Source organism: Meiothermus sp., from assembly GCF_026004115.1.
GTDB lineage: Bacteria > Deinococcota > Deinococci > Deinococcales > Thermaceae > Meiothermus.
Map to the genome: position 1 here is coordinate 152,773 of NZ_BPIM01000001.1, position 19,300 is coordinate 172,072.

Genomic DNA, 19,300 nt, shown 5'->3' on the forward strand with positions numbered 1-19,300 from the left:
CGCTCTATAGAGGCTAGTTTCGCAGGGGCTTTCCGGTCTTGAGTGTGTGGGCGATGCGCTCCTGGGTTTTCTTGGTGCCCAGGAGTTTCAGGAAACCCTCGCGCTCTAAATCCAGAATATCCTGCTCCGTCACTTCGCGGGCGGGCCCGTCCCCGCCACAAAGCACATAGGCCACGGCGTTCCCTACCACCACATCGTGCTCGCTGGCCTGTTTGGCTTCCTGGAACTGCCAGAGGGCATAGCGCAGGTTGCCCAACCCCTCGGCGCCCAGGGCACGGATTTTCATGGGGGCCTGGGGTACAAAGTCGGGGGCCATAAACAGCACCCGCCGCTTGGCATCGGCAATCAGGCGGTCGCGGTTCATGCTGATGCCGTCCCCTTGCCGCAGGAAGCCCATATTACGCGCTTCCAATGCGCTGGTAGAGGTCTGGGCCAGCATGATCATCTGAAAGGCTCGCTTGACGCCTTCGAACAGATCGATCTCGGGCCCATAGGCCGAAAGCTCCTGGGTGAAGCGGAAGAGCATCTCCTTGGTGCCGCCACCGCCCGGCAACAGCCCCACGCCGGTCTCGACCAGGCCCATATAGAGCTCGGCGTGGGCTTGAATGGCACTGCTGTGCAGGCTGAACTCGGCCCCCCCGCCCAGGGTGAGGCCAAAGGGCGCGGCCACCACCGGGAAGGGGGCCCGGCGCAGGCGCATGGCAGTCTGCTGGAAGCGGCGGGTAGCGAGCTCGAGGTCATCCCAGGCCCCTTCCTGGGCCGCCATCAAAACCAGGGCCAGGTTGGCTCCGGCGCTGAAAGTGCGGGGGTCTTCGTGCCCAATCACCAGCCCTGCGTAGCCCTGGGCCTCCACCCAGTCCAGGGCTTTATGCAGTCCGCCTATGGAGCCCTCGCCCCAGGTGCCCATCTTGGCGCGGTTCTCGAAGAGGGCCACCCCATCGCCCAGGTCAAGCAGGGCGTAGTCTTTGCCTTCTAAAAGTGTCCGGCCCGCACCCTTGACCTGCGCCAGCCGGATGACCCCTTCCTCGTGCGGGATGGGGTGGTACTGGCCGTCGAAGCCCAGGTAGGTACCGTCCTTATAAAAACGGCCCTGGGCCTTCTTGAGGAGTTCCGGCTCGTCCAGGCCCAGCTCGGCAAAGCCCCGGCGCAGATAGTCCAGGCCCACCGCGTCCATGTTCTTGAAGGGGCCTTGCTCCCAGGCAAAGCCCCACTCCAGGGCCCGGTCTACCGAGACGATATCGTAGGCAATTTCCGGGGCCTTCTCGAGGGCGTAATGGGCATTGATCAAGAACAGCTTGCGGGCAAAGGCGCCGTACTTGCCGGGCAGCTCGCCGACCTTCTGGAGCCGCTCATTCAGGGGCAGATCCTTGATGGCTCCTATCTCGTCCAGGCGCAGCTTTTGCTGGGGCTTATACTCGCCGGTCTGGTAGTCGTAGGTGAAGATGTCCTTCCCGACCTTCTTGTAGAAGCCCGCGCCGGTCTTGTCGCCCAGGTGGTTTTGAGCAACCAGGTTTTCCACCCAGTTGGGCATGGCGAAGTCTTCGCCGGTGGTGTGCGAGAGTTCCGTTGAGACCAGCTTCAGCACGTCCAGGCCGGAGATGTCGCCGGTACGGAAGGTGGCGCTCTTGGGGCGGCCTACCAGCGGGCCGGTGAGGGCATCGACTTCGTCGATGGTAAGGCCCTCGGACATCATCAGGCGCATGGCCTGGGTCATGCCGAACACCCCCAGCCGATTGGCGATGAAGCCGGGCGCGTCCTTACAAAGGACGGTACCCTTGCCCAGAATACGCTCGCCAAACTGGCGCATGGCTTCCAACACGGCCGGGTCGGTGTCGGGGGTGGGGATCAGCTCTAAGAGGTGCAAGTAGCGTACCGGCGCAAAGAAGTGCGTACCCAAAAAGCGCTTGCGGAAGGCCTCGCCCCTCCCCTCCAGAAGCGTTTTCATGGGAATGCCGGAGGTATTGGAGCTCACGATGGCCCCTGTACCCAGGGCCTCGAGCCGGGCAAACAGGGCCTGCTTGGGCTCTGGCTTCTCGATGATGACCTCCACGATCCAGTCGCAGTCCTTTAGCTTTTCTAGCTCTTCGGTGGTACCCAGCTCGATAAGGGCGGCCCGGCTTTTGTCCATGAAGCTGGCCGGTTTGCTTTTGAGCTGGCGCTCGAGGCCTTTTTTGACCAGCTCGAGTTTGTCTTCCTGGCCAGGTATATCCAGCATGACCACCGGCACCCCTGCGGAGGCCGCCAGTGCCGCGATTGCGCCACCCATCGTGCCCGAACCCACAACACCGATCTTCTTGATTCGCATTGTTTCCTCCCGGCTGCCAAAAATCAGCGAAGGTAACCTGCCATCGCAGATTATTTTTATACCGAGTCAAAGTTTATTACAAACCTGTGGTTTGCGTCTAGCTACAGGCGGGTTTAACGTAAAAAATCCATCAGGTCTACTTTCAACCGACGGTATCGCCCCGGCGTTACAAACTCGAGCAAACCCAGATCGCGCAGTCCTTGCAACTGCTGGCGTATTTTGTCCCTGGGATGATGGTTGTTGGGGTATTCCTGTGCTGCTTGCGGCAAAGCTAGCTGGTAGACTTCGGTCAGCGTAAACTCCTCGGGAAGCTGGGCCACCGCACGCATGACCAACCCCAACCATCCGCCAAAATCCTTGTATAAAAGCTCTACCGGGACGATCCAAGGCTTGGAAACCACTTTGGGCTGCACAGCGGCCCAGTCGGCGTACCGCTTGAGTTGGGACGATGTCCAGCGGTATGGTTTGGCAGCCTGCAGGATTTGCAGTGCCCGTCGAGCAATCTCACTGCTATGTAGCGCCAGTCCCATCTCGAGGTTATTGCGCCAGCCATTTTGCGTTGGGTTAGCCGAGGTGATAAGTACCTTGGCTTGGTCAACAATGTAAAGCTTGGCGTGTAGATTGCTGATACTCTGCACCCGCACATGGTTCTGCGAAAGCTCGTAGATGGCTTGAATATCCGATGCCCCACCTAAAACATCCCCTATCCTCAGGCTGGTGATCAGGGTGGTTGGCAGGCTTCGCGGGCGGGTGAGCAGAAGATCCCACAGGACCCTCCCCACATAGGGCGCAGCAATCAAAATGGATTCTTTTGCAGCCAGCACACCCTCTCGAATCCAGCCTTCGGTGGATTCGGGAGAGACAATCAGCTTAGCGTTCATGGCTAAACAAATTTTAGCTGCTCAATCTGAACCCTGAGCCAGTCCACTACCAACCTCGACCAACCCTCGAGCCCTTCATAAATCGCCTGAATTTCGGCTTGAGCAGCCAGACGGCCCTCGAGCTTTTCCACCTCCTGCACCCGGGGCTCATCTTCAGACTCCACTACAAATACCACACCCGCATGCACACGGCTGACCGGCGTATCGGACATCACGATCAGGCCCACTGGCTCAGCGCTGTAGCGGCGCACCCCTACCTCCTCGAGCAGCTCGCGGCGCAGACCCTCCAGCAAGGGGTTGGCCTCCGGGCCGCGCTGATCCTGGGGATTGATGTGGCCGCCCACCCCAAGGGTGTAGAGGTTATGCAAACGGGCCTCCCCGCCTCCCCGGGTGCGCCGCATCAGAAAGTAGCGGGCCTGGTAGCGCACCAGGGCGTAGGGGATGATCTGCCGGTAGCGGGGGTCTTCTTCAGCCTGTGCGCGTTCCATGAAGAAGCCCTCAAGTTCGATTCTCTTGAGCAGTTCGGCCTCGAGGGGAATAAGGGTATCCCTTGCAGGCGGGAACATCTTTGCTGGAAGCACATAGACCTGTTCCATGCGGCCCACCATACCATCAGTCCAGGGGGGCTTCCCGGCCCTCGAGCCAGACCTTATGCACCTTGGCCTCGCCGTGCAGGGTGAAGAGCGAACCCAGGAGCTGCTCCACGGAGTCTAGGTGGCGGAAATGGACTTCCAGGGTGCTCCCTTCTTCGGGCTTGACCCAGATCACGTCGGCTGCCTTACCCGGGGCAAAACTACCGACTTCCTCGCCCAGGCCCAGAATTTCGGCGCCGGCCTGGGTCGCCAGATAGAGCAGGTGGGCGGGGGTCAGGTTCACGCCGTCCTGGGCATAGCGCTGGGCAATGTAGGCCGTAAGACCCTCCTTCAAAAGGCTGAATCCGGTGCCACCCCCCACGTCCGAACCCAGGGCAAAGCGCACCCCGAAACGCAGGTGGCGATGCATAGGAAAGATGCCGCTGCCGATAAAGGCGTTGGAGCTAGGACAGTGAGCCACGGCAGCCCTTGCCTCGGCCAGCCGCAGCAGTTCGGGCTCGGTGGGGTGCACGTTGTGGGCAAACACCGAGCGCTGCCCTACCAGGCCGAAGCGATCGTAGGTCTGGAGGTAGTTTTTACTCCAGGGGAAAAGCTCCGCCACGGTACGTATCTCCTCGGTGTTCTCGTTGAGGTGGGTGGTGAAGTGCAGGTCGGGGTGCTCTTGCAGAAGGGTCTGGCAGACCTCGAGCATGGCCTCCGAAGCCGAGAGCGCAAAGCGCGGTGTAACCGCGTAGCGCAGCTTGTCCCGGCCATGAAAGCGCTGGATGAGCATTTTTTGCTCGGCGTAGCTCTGTTCGGGGGTGGTGTGCAGTTGGGGCAGCAGCAGGCGATCCGAGCAGACCTGACCGGCGATGATGCGAAGCCCTGCGTCCTCGGCGGCTCCGAAAAGGTTGGCGGTGGCCCCCTGGAAGTGAGAGCCAAACACCAGGGCCGTGGTGGTGCCGTTGCGCAAAAGCAGCTTGACGAACTCCCGGGCCAGCTCGCGGGCCAGCTTGTTGTCGGCAAGCTGGGCTTCTAAGGGCAGGGTGCGCTTTTCTAGCCAGTCGAGCAGGGAGTAGCCCATGGCCCCAATCACGCGGGTTTGCGGGTAGTGCACATGGGTATCCACCAGCCCCGGCAGCAAGATCCCCTCGCGGCAGTCCTGCACCCGTGCACCAGGAAACTGCCGGGCCACCTCGGCAAAACTGCCCACAGCCGCGATCCGGCCTTCGGCAATCGCCAGCCCCCCATCGGGAAAGGCTTGCAGCGCACGGATCTCGCGAAAAGGGTTTTTGGGCGTATGAACCACCCGGCCACGCAATATTAAGGTCATGCCGCACTATTCTAACCAGCCCTACACTCGGGCCACCCCTGCACGCGGGAGCGGGGCGGACAGGCCTGTTTTTTTCTGAAAACTGCTCTGGGCTTTTAGCCTTCAGCTTTCTACCCCCAGCGGCACCAGGGTTCCCTTGTGCACGTCCACCAGCCCGTAGTCGGTCAGGCGAAGCTCGGGAATCACCGCCAGGCCCAGGAATGAAAGCACCATGTAGGGATCGGGCAGGGTGACGCCCAGTTGCCGGGCGGCGGCCTCGAGGGCCTGTAGCTTGGCGTTGACCTGCTCTAAGGGCTCGTCGGTAATCAGGCCCGCAATAGGCAGGGCCAGCTCGGCCAGCACCTCGCCGTCGGCCACGGCAATCATGCCCCCACCCAGGGCCTCAAGCCGCCTGGCCGCCGCCACAATATCATCATCCGAGACCCCCACCGCCATCAGGTTGTGGTGGTCGTGGCCTACCGTGCAGGCCAGCGCCCCTTTTTGCAGCCCAAAGGCCGTTACCAGGCTCTTGCCGATCTGGCCGTTTTTGCCGTGGCGCTCGAGGCAGACGAGCTTGGCCAGGTCGCGCGCGGGGTCGGCCACCACTTCCCCGTTGCGCACGGTCGGCTCGGTATGCTCCTCGGCGGTCAGTACCTGGTGGGGAATGGCCCGCACCACCCGGGCCTTGCCGGGGAAAGCCGGAATCCGCAGGTCTTCTGGCCGTAGCTCGGGTAGTTTGACCGTGCCGGAAACTGCCGCCGAGACCCTGGTTTTGGGCAGCTCAACCCGGAGCCGACCCTGCTCGGCTACCAGGCGGCCCCGCTGATAAACCTGGGCGGCCTGGAAGGTTTGCAAATCGTCCAAGACCACCAGATCGGCCTGGAAGCCCGGCGCTACCGCACCCCGGCGCATAAGCCGGTAGTGGCGGGCCACATTCCAGCTTCCGGCGCGAATGGCGTAGGCAGGGTCCGAACCCAAGGCTATGGCCTTGCGCACCAGGAAATCCACCCCCCCTTCGCGCAGTAAGTCTGAAGGCAGCCGGTCGTCGGTCACCAGGCCGATGCGGTCGGCGTGCTCGGGGCGTAGCAGGGGCGCCAGGGCCTCCAGATTTCGCGTGGTCGAGCCTTCGCGCACCATCAGAAAGCAACCTGCCTCGAGCTTGGCCCTGCCCTCCTCCAGGGTGGTGCTTTCGTGGTCGGAGGCGATACCGGTGGCCAGGTAGCCCTGCAGAGGCCGCCCGGTCAGGGTGGGGGCGTGGCCCTCGGGCGACTTGCGGAAGCGCTCGGCCAGCAGTACCTTGCTTAGTTCGTGTGCATCGGCGGCCAGAATAGCCGGAAAGCTCATCAGCTCGGCCACCCCCACCACCCGCGGGTGGGCCAGCAAATGCTCTATTTCGGTCTGGCCCAGCTTGGCCCCGCTGGTTTCCAGGGGGGTAGAGGGCACCGAGGACGGCACCGTGATCCAGACCTCGAGCGGCAGCCCTTCGCTGGCCTCCATCAGCCACTCAATCCCCGCTACCCCCGCCACATTGCCAATTTCGTGGGGGTCGGTTACCACCCCGGTCACGCCCCGCGGCACCACGCCACGGGCATACTCGGCGGGCGAGACCAGGGAGCTCTCGAGGTGCACATGCCCATCAATCAGCCCCGGTGCCACCACCCGGCCCTCTAAATCCAGTACCTCGAGGGCCTCGGCCTCGGCATACTCCGGGCCCACCGCCGCTACCAGAGGCCCGACCAGCAGAATGTGGGTGGACTGCAAAGTCAGGCTAAACACGTTGACCAGCCGGGCATTCTTCAAAAGCAGGGTTCCCGGGCGGCGGCCCATGGCTGCATCCACGGCGTACTGGAGGTCAGACAGGGTTATGCTCATATTCTGTGCATGGTAACGGGAAGCCCACGGCTATCGCAAGCAGGGGTTGCTCGAGTACACCTCTATTCAGCTTTCGGCGGTGTGGGTCGGCAAAAACCAGGGGACCGACCCGCCTGCCCCCTGGTTATACAGGATTCAAAAAGATAATCATCCAAACCAAAGACCCCTCAGAGGCTATCTTTTTGAATCCTAGAGCACACCCCTCCCGAACGGCCGGCGAAAAAAGCGTCTCCTTTCCAAGGGGCGGTATCGCCCTCCGCTACGCGGATAACTTCCAAGGGGCGGTATCGCCCTCCGCTACGCGGATAACTTCCAAGGGGCGGTATCGCCCTCCGCTACGCGGATAACTTCGGCCCGGTTAGTTCGCCGCCATCCGGCGCCGAACTAACCGAATCTGGTATTACAAAAGCCGAGCTTACTTTGGCTCGTCCGGCACCTGGCCCACTACGCCCGGAGCCACCCACTGCATCTCATTGAGTTCTTTAACGGTCATCCTGCGCCCGGCAGGCACCCGCAGCACCCCATTGCGGTCGCGGATGGGGCCGGTGAAGGGATCCCATTTGGGGTTTTGGCTCTGGATGTCCTTGTAGAGCTCCATAACCCTGTCGTACACGCTCATCCGCTTGCCGTTCACGGTCAGGGTTGCCTGCTTGAGGGCTGCCTCGAACTTGGGGTTGATGGGCATGCCCACCTGGGCCCCCAGCATGACCGCCTTTTCCTTGGCAAGCCACCAGTAGTCTACGTTTTGCAGGTTATTGGGGGTGTAGGTGCCGTTCTGGACTTTCTTCAGGATGTCGATGTAGATGACGCTCCAGTCCACCAATTGGCCCGAGACCACGTAGTCGGGGGCGTACTTATACATGGAGTTGTAGTGGCTGAAGCTGGGCACCTTGCGTCGGGCTGCGGTCTGGATGACGGTGGCGGTGTCCTCAGTGAAGGCCAGAATGTCGTTGCCTTCGGCCATCAAGGCCTCGGCAGCTTCGCGAGCTTTGACAGGATCGAACCAGGCATTAATCCACTTGACGTTCACGGTAGCCCGCGGGTTCACCGCCCTTACCCCTAGAGCAAAAGCTGAGATGTGGCGCTTGAGTTCAGGGATGGGGAAGGCTGCTACATAGCCTACCTTGCCGCTCTTGGTGAGGGCCCCGGCCATCAGGCCGTTCAGGTAGTAGATCTGGTAGAAGTCGGCCATGTAGGTGAGCATGTTGGGCGCCCGCTTAAAGCCGGATGCGTGCGCAAAAATTACGTTCGGGTACTTTTTGGCGGCCTCGAGGGTCGGATCCATGAAGTCGAAGGAGGTGGTAAAAATCACGTTACAACCCCCCGAGACCAGCCGGTCTACCGTGGCCAGGGTATCGGCCGGCTTGACCGATTCCACGTACTGGGTGCTGAGACCCGGAATGGCCTTTTCTGCCGCCCGGCGGGCCTCATCGTGGGCGTAGGTCCAACCCACATCGCCAATGGGGCCCACGTAAATGAAGCAGGCCTTCAGGTTGGCCTGCTGGGCCATCCCCATACCCAGAACCAAGGTCGCTACAATGCCCAACAACCAAGTCTTTCTCATGCAACCCTCCTGCTGCCCTTGCCCACATGCCCTTGTGGGTTTAGGGCCGATGCCATAGTTTTAGCGTTCGCCCCGCCGATAGGGCTTTCCCAGCGCTTCAGGGGCGTTGCCTTGCTGCCCGCGCAGCCCTGACAAAGCCAGCACAAGTATAACCAGAAGGTAGGGCAGGCTCGCAAACACCTCCGAGGGAATGGCGGCCTGGCCCTGCAACCTGAACTGAAGATAGTACAACAGCCCAAAGAAAATGGCCCCAAATACCGCCCGGAGAGGGCTCCAGCCCACAAAAATCACCAGCGCCACCGCAATCCAGCCGAGCCCGGCCGTCATGCCATCGGTCCAGGAGGGGCGGTAGACCAGCGAGAGGTAGGCCCCGGCCAGCCCCGCCAGGGCACCCCCGGCGACCACCGCCGCGTAGCGCACCACCGACACATTGAGCCCCAACAGGTCGGCGGCGGCGGGGTTCTCCCCTACCGAGCGTAGCGACAGGCCCAGCCGGGTGGCGTAGAACACAAACGTCAGCAAAACCGCCAACCCCACCGCCCCCAGGGTAAAAGGCCACTCGGGGGGCTGGTTAAAGAGGGGCTGCCCCTCGAAACGCTTGCCCAAAAGACCCGCAGTGCCCAGGCCCACCATGGTCAAGGCCAGCCCCGAAACAAACTGGTTGGCCTGGAGGGTAATGGTCACGAAGCCATGCAGCAAGGCGGCCACCCCCCCGGCCAGCATGGCCGCCAGCACAGCCAGCCAGAGGTTGCCATCGCCTACCCCGCCACCAAAGGCCACCGCAAACCCCGCCAGGGCCCCCAGGGCCATCATGCCCTCTACGCCCAGGTTGACCACCCCGGCCCGCTCGTTCAGGATGGCCCCCAGGCAGGCAATGAGCAAAGGGGTGCCAAAGGAGAGGGCTCGAGCCAGCGCATTGACGATTTCTTCCATATTTACCTTACCTTCGCAGACGGTAGCGCAAAAAGAGTTCGGAACCGATCAGACAAAATAGAATAATCCCGCTAAACACGTCCACTATTCGAAAGGGCATGTTAAAGCTCACCTTCAGAAGATCGCCCCCGGCCAGCACCAGACCCATCAGGGGGGCCGTAAGGAGCACCAGGGCCGGTTGTCCACGGGCCAGCCAGGCCACGATGATGGCGGTGAAGCCGTAGCCGGAGGAAAGCTGGCTGGGCTCAATCAGGCGGTGGTGGATGCCCGCAATCTCCCCCACCCCGGCCAGCCCGGCCAGGCCCCCGGTGATCAGGGCCAGCAGAAGCAGGAGCCGCCCCTGGGCCAGGCCCAGATAGCGCGCTGCCCCGGGGTTCTCGCCCACGATGCGCAGGCGGAAGCCCAGGGTGGTGCGGAAAAGCAGGAACTGCAGCAGCAGGGCCAGCAGTACACCCAAAAGCAGGGTGGGCCAGTGAACGCTCGAGCCGGGCCAGACCGGAAGCTGCTGGTACTCGGCAAAGCGGTCGGAGTAGATGTAACCCCGCACGTCCTTGCCCCGCCAGGGGCCATTGATCAGGAAGATAACCAGGTGCTGGGCCACATAGTTGAGCATTAGGGTGGAGAGGATTTCGTTCACGCTGAAGCGCAGGCGCAGCCAGGCCGCCAGACCGCACCACAGCGCCCCGCCCAGGGCTCCGGCCAGAACCATGACCGGCAGGCTCAAAGGAGGGGGCAGAGGCAGGAAAAGCGCCACCCCGGCGGCCAGCACCGCCCCCAGCAAAACCTGGCCCTCTGCCCCGATGTTATAGAACTGGGTACGAAAGGCCAGGGTCAGGCCCACCCCAATGAGAAGCAGGGGGATGCTGCGCCGGAAAATCTCCTGCCAGCCCTTGGCTTCCAGCAGCGTGCCCGCAAACATGGCCCGGTAGACCTCGAGGGGATTCTGACCATAGACCCAAAACACCGTCCCCACCAGTATAAAAGCCAGCCCCAGGGCCAGCAGCGTAACCCCCAGCACCCGCCAGGGCGAGGCGCTGGGCAAAGGCTCGAGCCTCACGCTGCACCCCCGGTCATCCAGAGGCCCACTGCCTCACGGGAGACCTGCTCGGCGGCAAATGGCCCTTTCAGTGCGCCGCGGTAGAGCACCCCGATGTGGTCGGAGAGCGAAAGCAGTTCTTCCAGGTCTTCCGAAACCAGAAGCACCGCCGCCCCCTGCTGGGTTTTTTCCAGCAAGACCTGGTGTACCTGCTCGGTCGCGCCAATGTCGAGGCCATAGGTGGGGTGGACGGCCAGGATGAGTTGGGGCTCCCCGGCCAGCTCGCGGGCCAGGATGACCTTCTGGATGTTGCCGCCCGAAAGAAGCCTCGAGGGCGTGTGCAGGCTGGGGGTGGCAATGGCATAGGCCCGCACCTGTGCCTCGGCCTGGGCCAGGAAGGCTGCCGGGTTCAGCAGGGCGCCTCGCGCCAGGGGGGGGCGGTCGAAGGTGCGCAAGGCCAGGTTCTCGGCCACGTTCATGCTGGGCACCGTGCCCATATGCAGGCGGTCTTCTGGAATGTGGGCCACCCCCAGATCGAAGAGGCGGGCCGGGTGGGCTGGCAAAGGCTGGCCCTGGAGTTTTACCGAGCCAGCCTCGGCCGTGCGCAAGCCCGCCAGCACCTCCACCAGCTCGCTTTGGCCGTTGCCTGCCACCCCGGCGATGCCCAGAATCTCCCCCCGGCGGAGCTTGAAGGAAACCCCCCGCAAAGCCGGAAGGTTGCGGCTCGAGCGGGCCTGCAAGTTTTCAACCTCGAGCACCGCCTCCCCCAGCGGAACCGCTTTTCGTTTACGCTCGAAACTAATGTTTTTCCCCACCATTAACTCGGCCAGCCTGGTTTTGCTGGCCTCGCAGGTAGGCAGGCTGCCCACCACCCGCCCCCGGCGCAGCACCACACAGCGGTCAGCAATGGAGAGCACCTCCTCGAGCTTGTGGGAGATAAATATCAAGGACTTGCCCGCCGCCTTCAGCTCGCGCATCACCCGGAACAAAGCCTCGGCCTCCTGCGGGGTGAGCACGCTGGTCGGCTCGTCCAGGATGAGCACCTTGGCCCCCCGCAGCAAGGCCCGCACAATCTCGACCCGCTGTTTCTCGCCGGGCGAAAGCTGGGCCACCCGGGCCTTAGGGTCTACCTCCAGGCCGTAGCCCTGGGCCAGCCGCTCCACCAGGGGCCCGATGCGCTGCGCCGGCAGCAGGGGGCTGCCTATACCCAGAGCCAGGTTCTCCGCAACCGTGTGGCGGCTGACCAGGGTGGGGTGCTGGGGCACCAGCCCAATGCCGAGCCGAAGGGCGTCTAAGGGCGAGGCGATGCGAACCGGCCGGCCCTCTACAAGCATCTCGCCCTCGTCGGGGTGGTAAAGGCCATAGAGGATAGAAACCAGGGTGGACTTGCCCGCCCCGTTCTCGCCCAAAAGGGCCAACACCTCGCCGGGATAGATCTCGAGGCTCACCCCATCGTTGGCGACCACCCCGGGAAAGCGTTTGGTGATGTTTTTGAGTTGCAACAGGGGCTCACCCATTGCGAGAAATCATATCGCAAAGCCCGCGCGCCACAGGGTAGCTCAACTGCGTTGCGAGTCGAAAGGCAACCAGGACAGCAGGCGGGTTATACCGGATTCAAAAAGATAATCATCCAAACCAAAGACCCCCAGAGGCTATCTTTTTGAATCCTAGAGCGCTCCCTTCGGCCTTGTTAGTTCGCCGCCATCCGGCGCCGAACTAACCGAATGTGGTATTAAAAGTTAACTTCACCCCAAATAACCCGGCCCTTTGCTATCCTCTAACTACACTGAATGCAGCAAACGGCATAAGCCTGTTTCCCATCTGAATCTGGAAAGCCTCACACCATGCTGCAAATTGAGCTACTGGGTTCTCCCAAACTGCGCTGCGAAGAGCGGGAACTGGATCCGCCGCGCAAGGTGGTTGCATTGCTGGCCTTTCTAGCCCTCGAGGGCCGCCAGCCCCGCCATCGGTTGGTTGAGCTGCTGTGGGGAGGCCACGCAGAGAGCCGAGGGCAGCACAATCTGCGGCAGACGCTGTATCGGCTGAGCAACAGCCCCTTGGGGGCCTACATCCATGCCGGACGTGAGCAGATCGAGCTGATCCAGTTTGAGCTGGACGTACAGCGCTTTTTGTCCCAGGTCGAGGCGCAACACTGGCCCGAGGCGCTAGCAACCTACAAAGGCGATTTTTTGCAAGGCTTGGAGCTGGAAGAGGAAACCTACAGCGACTGGCTATGGCGCTGGCGCGAGCGGCTGGGGCGGCTTTGGGTGGTGGCCCTTGGGGGTCGGGCCAAACAGCTCGAGGCCGACGGGAAAATCCAGCTTGCCCTGGAACTTTACCAGGAGCTTATTCGCCACGACGAGCTGCAGGAACATTTTCACCGCGAGGCCATGCGGCTTTATGCGTTGCTCGGGCAGACCGAGGGGGCTCTGCAACAGTACAAGCGGCTGTGTGAGGTGTTGCGGCGGGAGCTGGCCTTAGAACCGCTACCGGAAACCCAGGCCCTGGCCGAGCAGATCCGCCGGCGCAAACCGACCGCTCGGGTGCGACCCGAAGCCCCCAGCAGCCCCCACTTCAACCCACCGCTGGTAGGGCGAGCCTCGGCCCTCGAGCAGCTCGAGGCCGCCTGGCAACACCAAAACATCCTGCTCATCGCCGGCCCGGCAGGGGTGGGCAAGAGCCGTCTGGCCAAAGAATTGCTGGCCGATAAGGGCCCCTACATTACGCTCTCGGGACAACCCGGCGATGGGCCGACCCCCTATGCTTCCATGACCCGCTGGGTGCGCCAGGCCCTGAGCACCAAGCCCGACCTGCAGCCGAAAAGCTGGATACGCCTCGAGGCTTCCCGCCTGGTTCCCGAGTTGTGCGAAACCCCTCCGCCGCCGCTGGACGAAAGCACCCTGGTGCGGTTTTTCTCGGGGCTGGTGGAGTTGATGATACAGGCCCATGGCAGCACGGTTTTTCTCAGTGAGGACGAACACTACAGCGACCCCTGGAGCCTCCGGGCGCTGGCGGTGGGGCTGGAGCAGCGCGGGGCATTGGCTCGGTTGGTGGTCACGGTGCGCCCCGACGAGGTGGGGCCGGAGGTGGCCCGTCGCTATCAAGACTGGCGTAACGGCCAGAGGGCCGCCTGGCTCGAGCTAGAACCCCTGAGCGAGCTCGAGGTGGCCGAACTCATTGCCCACCTTTCCGGGCGGCCATCCCGGCTGTTTCCGCAGCGGGTCTACCGGGCCACCTCGGGCAACCCGCTCTTTGTGCTGGAGACCCTGCGTAGCCTCTTCGAGTCCGGTGAGCTGCGCTTAGAGGAGGGCGGTGTGTGGAAGACCCCTTACGACGAGTCCACCCACGACTACACCGAGCTGCCCATCGCCCCCAGCGTGCGCCAGGCCATCCTGGGCCGCCTCGAGCACCAGGGGGCGGCGGTGCGGCGCAGCCTGGAAGTAGCGGCGCTGGTCGGCGAAGAAACCTTTGACTCCCACCTGCTGGCCCAGGCCAGCGCGCTTTCGGACTGGGAGGTCTGCGAGGCGCTGGAGCAGGCCTGCCAGTATCACCTGCTGAAGAACACGCCCCAGGGCTACCGCTTCACCCACGACCTGATCGCCCGCACCATCGCCGAAACCCTGCAACCCGACCGCCGCAAGCTGATTTCGGCCCGCCTGGCCCAGCACTTTGCCCAGCAGGCGGTACACCCGGCCCAGGTTGCCGGCTATTTCCAAATGGCCGGACAGTCCGAGCAGGCCGCGGTGTGGTGGCGCAGAGCTGCCTTGCAAACCCACGGCTTGGGGGCCTACCAGGAGGCCGACGGGTACTTTTTGCGAACCCTGGAAATTCTGCCCCCCGAACACCCCCAGCGTTTCGAGGCCCTGAACCAGCGCTTTTATTTGAGCCGCCAGGTGGGGCATGCCGGCCCCAAGGAACAACTAGCCCAGCTCGAGGAGATGCAGCAAATCGCCCAAACACCCCTCCAGCGCTCGAGCGTATGGTTCTACCGGGGGATGGTGCTCGACGACCAGTACGACCTAGCCGGCGCCATGGAGGCCAGCCGGCGGGCCTACGCGTATGCCCTCGAGGTCTCCCCTGCCGAGGCCTTCTACCCGCTGGTTTTTGTGACCCACTACCAGCGCGACCTAGGGCTCTTACAAGAAGCCCACCAGGACGGACTCGAGGCGCTCAAGCTGGCGCAAAGCCTCACGCCCCATCACCAGATCGAGGCCCGGCTTTGCCATAGCCTGACCCTGATGCTTCAGGAACGGCCTACCGAGGCCCTGGACTGGGTCGAGCAGGCCGAGGGCCTGATGCGGCAGCACAGCCCGGCCCCCTCAGGCTTCTGGCTCTTGCAAGAGCGCATTGGGATGGTGCGGGCGCGGGTGCATCTGAGCCAGGGTTGCTACGCCAAAGCCATTGGCGAGACCGAGGACATCCTCCAAAAAGCCAGGCAGGGTGGGGTGCAACGCCAGGAGCTGATAGCCCTATTGGTGCGGGCCGAGGCCTGGCTGGGGCTGGGCCAGACCACCGAGGCCACGCGGGATCTGGAGCGGGCCTTAGAGCTCTCAGAAAACCTCCAGTGGGGCGCCCCCGAGGTCAAACATCTTTACGCCGAGCTCGAGCTGGCCCAGCACAACCCCAAAGCCGCCCTGCGTCTGGCCCAGGAGGCCCTCGAAACCGCCTGTAGCGAGACCCAGAAAATAAACCTCCTTTACAGCCGAGGCGGGGCCTGGCTGGCGCTGAAGGAGCGGGCTAAGGCCCGAGCCGACCTCGAGCAAGCCCTTGCGCTGCACGGCGGCATCGTCCGGTTCCGCAGCGTCGGCGAGCAAGCCCTCCGGGCCCGGCTGGCAATGACGTTCGAGTGACGCACCCCTTGCTACCCTCGGTCTGGCGATGGAAGCGAAGCCCCCCCAACCGCTCGACCTGGTGCTGCACCTCGAGCCAGCCACACCCCAACAACCCTGGCGGGCGGTTCTCTTGGATCCCGAAACCGGTAAGCGGCACGAGTTCGAGAGCCCGCTGTTGCTTTTGCAGTACCTGGAGCAGCTCTGCCGGAACTCGGGCGGGCGGGTTTTTGGGATTCGCTGAAGCCATCCCAAAGGGAGCAACCCATGAAACAAACCCTTGGACGGCTCATCCTCCTGGCCCTGGTTCTGGCCACCCTGGTGGCCTGTGGGGGCGGAGGCGGCGGCAATGCAGGCATCTGGGACAACAGCCGGTGGGATCAGGCCAACTGGCAGTAGGAGGACGTATGCGCGGGAAAAACTTGTTCTTTTTCGTGTTGGGTGCAGGCATCGTGGCTTCTGGGCTATGGGCGCTGAGCGTGGGGGCGCTCACCAGCTTCAGCGCGGGCACGCCCATCAGGGCCAGCGAGGTCAACCAGAACTTCACCACGCTGCGTAGCGCCATCGAGGCCCTCGAGGAGCGGCCCATAGGAGCCAGTTTCGGGACAAGCCTCGTTGGGAGCAATGTTCCACCCAATGCAGGCTTTAAGGTGCGAAATAATGGTGCGCTAAGCGTCGCTCTACAAGGAGAGGTTGCCGGCACAGGCTGGGGTGTCAGGGGCACTACGGGTTCGGATGGAATCGGCGTTGAGGGCGAATCGCTTAGTGGTTCGGGTGCTGGGGTCTCGGCTAAAGCTACCGTGACGGGTACTGCATTGCTGGTGGACGGCAGCATCGGGGTAAGAGGCAACAAACCAGCCTTCTTACACACCGCAATACCTTCCAACATCAACGGCCCGCGCACCACGCTGGACAACCCCCAAACAAATAACAATTCCAACGCAATCCTGATTGTTACGCACGTAAGCTCAGGTGCCGACCCATTCATCAATGCGCCCATTGGGGTTTCCTACGATGCCGGTGCAGGCCGCTGGCGCATTTTCCGGGCCGATGGGATTGACATGCCTGTCGGAGCCAAGTTCAACGTGCTGGTCATCAAGCAGCTCTAAAAAGGGATGATTACATGAAAAAAGCGTGGATACCGGGGTTCTTACTCCTACTTTCCTGGGCCTGGGCCGCCGATTTTAGCGTGGGGGGTGGCCTAAGCTTCAACGCCGGGAGCGGGGGCTCCTCGGCCCAGGGCAACGTGCAGTTCACGGTTCGCAATCTGGTGCAGGCCAGCCCGCTCACGGTGCATCTGCGGGCGGTGGCCGATGCCGCCCTCAGCAGCAACTTTACCGCCGCCATCAGTGCGGGGCCGCTGGCAAGCCTGAACCTCGACCCGCTGCAAATTTACGCCGGCCCCAGCTTGGGGCTGCTGTTCTCGGGCGGGGGCGTGACCGGCCCCATCTTTGCCCTAGCGGCGGGCCTCGAGCTCCCCACCGGCAACGTGTACACCTTCCTCGAGGGGGTCTTCACCTTCAACGGCCCCAGCGCCGGTTTTGGCCTGCGGGGCGGGGTCAACGTGCGTTTGTGAGGCACCGCTATGCCCAACAAAAACCTCTTCTTTTTGGCGCTGGGTTTCGTGCTGTCTAGCCTTGGCCTGTGGGCCTTGGCAGGCATCAATCTGCCCCATACCTTCACCGCCGGAAATCCCATTCGCGCTGCCGAAGTCAATGCCAACTTTGCCGCTCTAAACAACGCCCTCCCCGGTGTGGCCCAGGCCGTGGAATCGGATACCGCCGACATTCCCAACTTCCCCAACTCCTTGAGACGCAGCGTGACCATCAACGTGCCGGGGCCCGGGTATGTAAGGGTTAGCGCCAGCCTCCAACTCAATATGGTGTACACCGGTGACAGCAGCGCCCTCTTCACGGTGGCATTGGCTAACGAACCCGATGTCATCCGCCCAGACCAGGACAAGCGTATCTCCCTACCCGGAGGTTTGCCCAACTGGACCTATATCCAGATTGTCAGCAGCGAGCGGGTATTCCCGGTGGACAGTGCGGGCCCCAAGACCTTCTATTTGCTGGTGGAGGAAAATAGCGCCACCCAGGGCCAGGTTGCCAGAAGTACCCTCACCGCCACCTTCCTGAGCGGCATGGGGACGGTGCAAAGCCCGTAAGCAAATGTCAATAGTCACTAGTTAATGGCTGATGGTCCATCGCCAATGGCTTTCTGCCGATATTCACGGGTTCAGGCTATTGACGACCGACCATAAACCATCGACCATAGACCCCAGACACTACAAGGAGCAGCTATGAATCGCAGAATTTTGACTTGGGTGGTGGTCGGCGCGCTGGGCCTGGTGCTAGCCCAGGCGGTGCAGCGGCAACTCAACCTGGTGGTAAACGGCCAAGCCCAGAGCAGCAAGGCCATTGTGGTGGGGGGACAGACCTACGTGCCGCTCAGTGCGCTGCGGGCCCTGGGGGTTACCGCCGCGGTCTCGGGCAATACCGTGAGTCTGAGCGGCTCGCCTGCGGGTGGGGCCGACCAGCGGGCTAGCCTCGAGGGCTGCTTGAACGAGTGGCTATTTAACGGCATCTGGCGAGCGCGGGCTACCAGGGTCGAGTCTTTTGACGACGGCGGGCTCAAAGGTTGGGCGATAGATTTTGAGGTGCGCAACGCCACCAACCGAACCCTCGAGGCCTGGAACGCCGGCTTCAAAGACTCCAGCAGCCTCACCCTGGCCTTTGCCGACGGCTCCACGCAGCGCATGGAGGGAAACGCCCTGGCCCGCGAGTCCTACGAGGCCAAAATCTACAACGCTGCCATTCCGCAAGGTTCTGGCGTCACCACCAAGCTCAAGTTCACCAGCAACCGCACCGACGCCCCGACCAAGCTCTTGATCGAGATGGATACGAACAGCATCAAGCAGAAGTACAACCTGGCCTTCAGCTCCCCCAACCCCAGCCTCCGCTTTAAGCTGGACTGCACTAAGTAATACCAGGCTCGTTTGGTTCGTTGCCGTTCGGCAACGAACTAACCGATTCTGGTATAAGGTCTTGGTCACTCGCTAGCTCTCGGGGCTACTGCAGCTTTCGGCTCCGGGTTTTGCGCCTCGCTCCCATCGCTTTGCAGCAAGGGCAACAACTGGCCCGCGGTGGCAATGGCAATGGCCTGTGGGGCCTTGCTTTTGGTGATTGGTAGTCCAATAGGACAGGTGACACGGGCCAGGTCGGCCTGAGACAAGCCCTGCTGCAGCAGTTTGTGCTGAAAGTTACGCCACTTGACCGCCGAGCCGATCAGGCCGATAAAGCCCAGCTCACCCCGGCGCAAAGCGGCCTCGAGCACGAACAAATCCTCGGCGTGGTCGTGGGTCATGATGACCAGGTGCGCCCCTGCGGGCAGGTCGTTCACGATGCTGTCCAGGATGGGGGCCTGAAACACCCGTATGCGAGCCTGTTCCCGATAGAGGGGGTTCAGACGCTCTTCTGAGAGCATCTCGGCCCTCGAGTCCACCAGCCACAGTTCGATGGGCAGCATCGAGAGCACCTTGGCCAGGGCCAGCCCCACATGCCCCACCCCAAAAATGGCCACGGTGGGGCGGGCTGGCGTCACCGCCTCGAGCAGGATCTGCACCTCACCCCCACAGCACTGCACCCCGTGTTCGGCGGGGGCGTTTTCGGTCAGGCGCAGGGTGTGCAGTTGTGGCGTGTGGCCTGGGCCCTCCAGCATCTTGTGGGCCAGGGCAATGGCGGTGGCCTCGAGGTTCCCCCCGCCAATGGTTCCGTAGACGGCCTCAGCCGTCACCAACATTTTGGCTCCGGCCTCGCGGGGCGCATGGCCCCGCACCGAGACTAGCGTGACCAGCACCAGCGGCTCTTTTTGCTCAGTCAGGCGGGCGAGCTGCTCAAACCACTGCATAAGAGCCCCCTACAGTTGCCCGGCAAAACAGACAAAAAAGCCGACCATAACGAGCAAGAAAACGCCCATCGAGAAGCGCTCGAGGTTCCG

The 19,300-nt window shown here is 62.7% G+C and carries 17 protein-coding genes; 7 read left to right on the plus strand and 10 right to left on the minus strand.

Annotated elements, in window-relative coordinates; genetic code table 11:
• Positions 1-13: 13 nt before the first annotated feature.
• From Q0X23_RS00705 to Q0X23_RS00745, 9 genes are all read right to left on the minus strand, one after another.
• Positions 14-2,305, minus strand: a complete 2,292-nt coding sequence (locus Q0X23_RS00705) for a 3-hydroxyacyl-CoA dehydrogenase/enoyl-CoA hydratase family protein (protein WP_297858506.1) — start codon at positions 2,303-2,305, stop codon at positions 14-16.
• Between the two features lie 113 nt (positions 2,306-2,418).
• On the minus strand, positions 2,419-3,186 hold the full coding sequence (locus Q0X23_RS00710) for a phospholipase D-like domain-containing protein (RefSeq protein WP_297858507.1): 768 nt from the start codon (positions 3,184-3,186) through the stop codon (positions 2,419-2,421).
• A gap of 2 nt (positions 3,187-3,188) precedes the next feature.
• The gene (locus tag Q0X23_RS00715; protein WP_297858508.1) at positions 3,189-3,794 is read right to left on the minus strand and encodes an NUDIX hydrolase; all 606 of its coding nucleotides are present in this window, start codon (positions 3,792-3,794) and stop codon (positions 3,189-3,191) included.
• A gap of 4 nt (positions 3,795-3,798) precedes the next feature.
• Positions 3,799-5,091: a guanine deaminase gene (guaD, locus tag Q0X23_RS00720; protein WP_297858509.1), complete on the minus strand. Its 1,293-nt coding sequence runs from the start codon at positions 5,089-5,091 to the stop codon at positions 3,799-3,801.
• A gap of 102 nt (positions 5,092-5,193) precedes the next feature.
• On the minus strand, positions 5,194-6,942 hold the full coding sequence (gene ade, locus Q0X23_RS00725) for an adenine deaminase (protein WP_297858510.1): 1,749 nt from the start codon (positions 6,940-6,942) through the stop codon (positions 5,194-5,196).
• A 415-nt stretch (positions 6,943-7,357) separates the two neighbouring features.
• Positions 7,358-8,506, minus strand: coding sequence for a BMP family ABC transporter substrate-binding protein (locus Q0X23_RS00730; protein WP_297858511.1), 1,149 nt, complete (start codon positions 8,504-8,506; stop codon positions 7,358-7,360).
• A 60-nt stretch (positions 8,507-8,566) separates the two neighbouring features.
• Positions 8,567-9,439: an ABC transporter permease gene (locus Q0X23_RS00735; protein ID WP_297858512.1), complete on the minus strand. Its 873-nt coding sequence runs from the start codon at positions 9,437-9,439 to the stop codon at positions 8,567-8,569.
• 7 nt (positions 9,440-9,446) lie between these two features.
• Entirely contained in the window at positions 9,447-10,496 is a 1,050-nt protein-coding gene (locus tag Q0X23_RS00740; RefSeq protein WP_297858513.1) for an ABC transporter permease, read from the minus strand.
• Positions 10,493-11,992: an ABC transporter ATP-binding protein gene (locus tag Q0X23_RS00745; protein WP_297858514.1), complete on the minus strand. Its 1,500-nt coding sequence runs from the start codon at positions 11,990-11,992 to the stop codon at positions 10,493-10,495. The genes Q0X23_RS00740 and Q0X23_RS00745 overlap by 4 nt, the downstream gene beginning before the upstream one ends.
• A 327-nt stretch (positions 11,993-12,319) precedes the next feature.
• On the opposite strand from Q0X23_RS00745, the gene Q0X23_RS00750 reads away from it, so the two are divergent.
• From Q0X23_RS00750 to Q0X23_RS00780, 7 genes are all read left to right on the plus strand, one after another.
• Complete coding sequence (locus Q0X23_RS00750; RefSeq protein WP_297858515.1) at positions 12,320-15,325, plus strand: BTAD domain-containing putative transcriptional regulator; 3,006 nt, start codon at positions 12,320-12,322, stop codon at positions 15,323-15,325.
• Positions 15,326-15,353: 28 nt separating this feature from the next.
• Positions 15,354-15,548 carry a hypothetical protein gene (locus Q0X23_RS00755; RefSeq protein WP_297858516.1) on the plus strand — a complete coding sequence of 65 codons (195 nt, stop codon included), beginning with the start codon at positions 15,354-15,356 and terminating at the stop codon, positions 15,546-15,548.
• Between the two features lie 23 nt (positions 15,549-15,571).
• On the plus strand, positions 15,572-15,703 hold the full coding sequence (locus Q0X23_RS00760) for a hypothetical protein (RefSeq protein WP_297858517.1): 132 nt from the start codon (positions 15,572-15,574) through the stop codon (positions 15,701-15,703).
• Between the two features lie 8 nt (positions 15,704-15,711).
• Positions 15,712-16,413, plus strand: a complete 702-nt coding sequence (locus tag Q0X23_RS00765) for a hypothetical protein (RefSeq protein WP_297858518.1) — start codon at positions 15,712-15,714, stop codon at positions 16,411-16,413.
• Between the two features lie 14 nt (positions 16,414-16,427).
• Positions 16,428-16,880 carry a hypothetical protein gene (locus tag Q0X23_RS00770; RefSeq protein ID WP_297858519.1) on the plus strand — a complete coding sequence of 151 codons (453 nt, stop codon included), beginning with the start codon at positions 16,428-16,430 and terminating at the stop codon, positions 16,878-16,880.
• Between the two features lie 9 nt (positions 16,881-16,889).
• Positions 16,890-17,468, plus strand: coding sequence for a hypothetical protein (locus Q0X23_RS00775; RefSeq protein WP_297858520.1), 579 nt, complete (start codon positions 16,890-16,892; stop codon positions 17,466-17,468).
• Between the two features lie 135 nt (positions 17,469-17,603).
• A complete protein-coding gene (locus tag Q0X23_RS00780; RefSeq protein WP_297858521.1) occupies positions 17,604-18,287 on the plus strand; it encodes a hypothetical protein in 684 nt (227 codons plus the stop codon).
• Between the two features lie 65 nt (positions 18,288-18,352).
• Here Q0X23_RS00780 and xdhC read toward each other — a convergent pair whose 3' ends face one another.
• On the minus strand, positions 18,353-19,210 hold the full coding sequence (xdhC, locus tag Q0X23_RS00785; protein WP_297858522.1) for a xanthine dehydrogenase accessory protein XdhC: 858 nt from the start codon (positions 19,208-19,210) through the stop codon (positions 18,353-18,355).
• Positions 19,211-19,300 lie beyond the last annotated feature (90 nt).

Bases quoted from the DNA above. Each gene is read 5' to 3' on its own strand.
- Q0X23_RS00705 (WP_297858506.1), bottom strand. From the start codon at position 2,305: ATGCGAATCAAGAAGATCGGTGTTGTGGGTTCGGGCACGATGGGTGGC.
- Q0X23_RS00710 (WP_297858507.1), bottom strand. From the start codon at position 3,186: ATGAACGCTAAGCTGATTGTCTCTCCCGAATCCACCGAAGGCTGGATT.
- Q0X23_RS00715 (WP_297858508.1), bottom strand. From the start codon at position 3,794: ATGGTGGGCCGCATGGAACAGGTCTATGTGCTTCCAGCAAAGATGTTC.
- guaD (WP_297858509.1), bottom strand. From the start codon at position 5,091: ATGACCTTAATATTGCGTGGCCGGGTGGTTCATACGCCCAAAAACCCT.
- ade (WP_297858510.1), bottom strand. From the start codon at position 6,942: ATGAGCATAACCCTGTCTGACCTCCAGTACGCCGTGGATGCAGCCATG.
- Q0X23_RS00730 (WP_297858511.1), bottom strand. From the start codon at position 8,506: ATGAGAAAGACTTGGTTGTTGGGCATTGTAGCGACCTTGGTTCTGGGT.
- Q0X23_RS00735 (WP_297858512.1), bottom strand. From the start codon at position 9,439: ATGGAAGAAATCGTCAATGCGCTGGCTCGAGCCCTCTCCTTTGGCACC.
- Q0X23_RS00745 (WP_297858514.1), bottom strand. From the start codon at position 11,992: ATGGGTGAGCCCCTGTTGCAACTCAAAAACATCACCAAACGCTTTCCC.
- Q0X23_RS00750 (WP_297858515.1), top strand. From the start codon at position 12,320: ATGCTGCAAATTGAGCTACTGGGTTCTCCCAAACTGCGCTGCGAAGAG.
- Q0X23_RS00755 (WP_297858516.1), top strand. From the start codon at position 15,354: ATGGAAGCGAAGCCCCCCCAACCGCTCGACCTGGTGCTGCACCTCGAG.
- Q0X23_RS00760 (WP_297858517.1), top strand. From the start codon at position 15,572: ATGAAACAAACCCTTGGACGGCTCATCCTCCTGGCCCTGGTTCTGGCC.
- Q0X23_RS00765 (WP_297858518.1), top strand. From the start codon at position 15,712: ATGCGCGGGAAAAACTTGTTCTTTTTCGTGTTGGGTGCAGGCATCGTG.
- Q0X23_RS00770 (WP_297858519.1), top strand. From the start codon at position 16,428: ATGAAAAAAGCGTGGATACCGGGGTTCTTACTCCTACTTTCCTGGGCC.
- Q0X23_RS00775 (WP_297858520.1), top strand. From the start codon at position 16,890: ATGCCCAACAAAAACCTCTTCTTTTTGGCGCTGGGTTTCGTGCTGTCT.
- Q0X23_RS00780 (WP_297858521.1), top strand. From the start codon at position 17,604: ATGAATCGCAGAATTTTGACTTGGGTGGTGGTCGGCGCGCTGGGCCTG.
- xdhC (WP_297858522.1), bottom strand. From the start codon at position 19,210: ATGCAGTGGTTTGAGCAGCTCGCCCGCCTGACTGAGCAAAAAGAGCCG.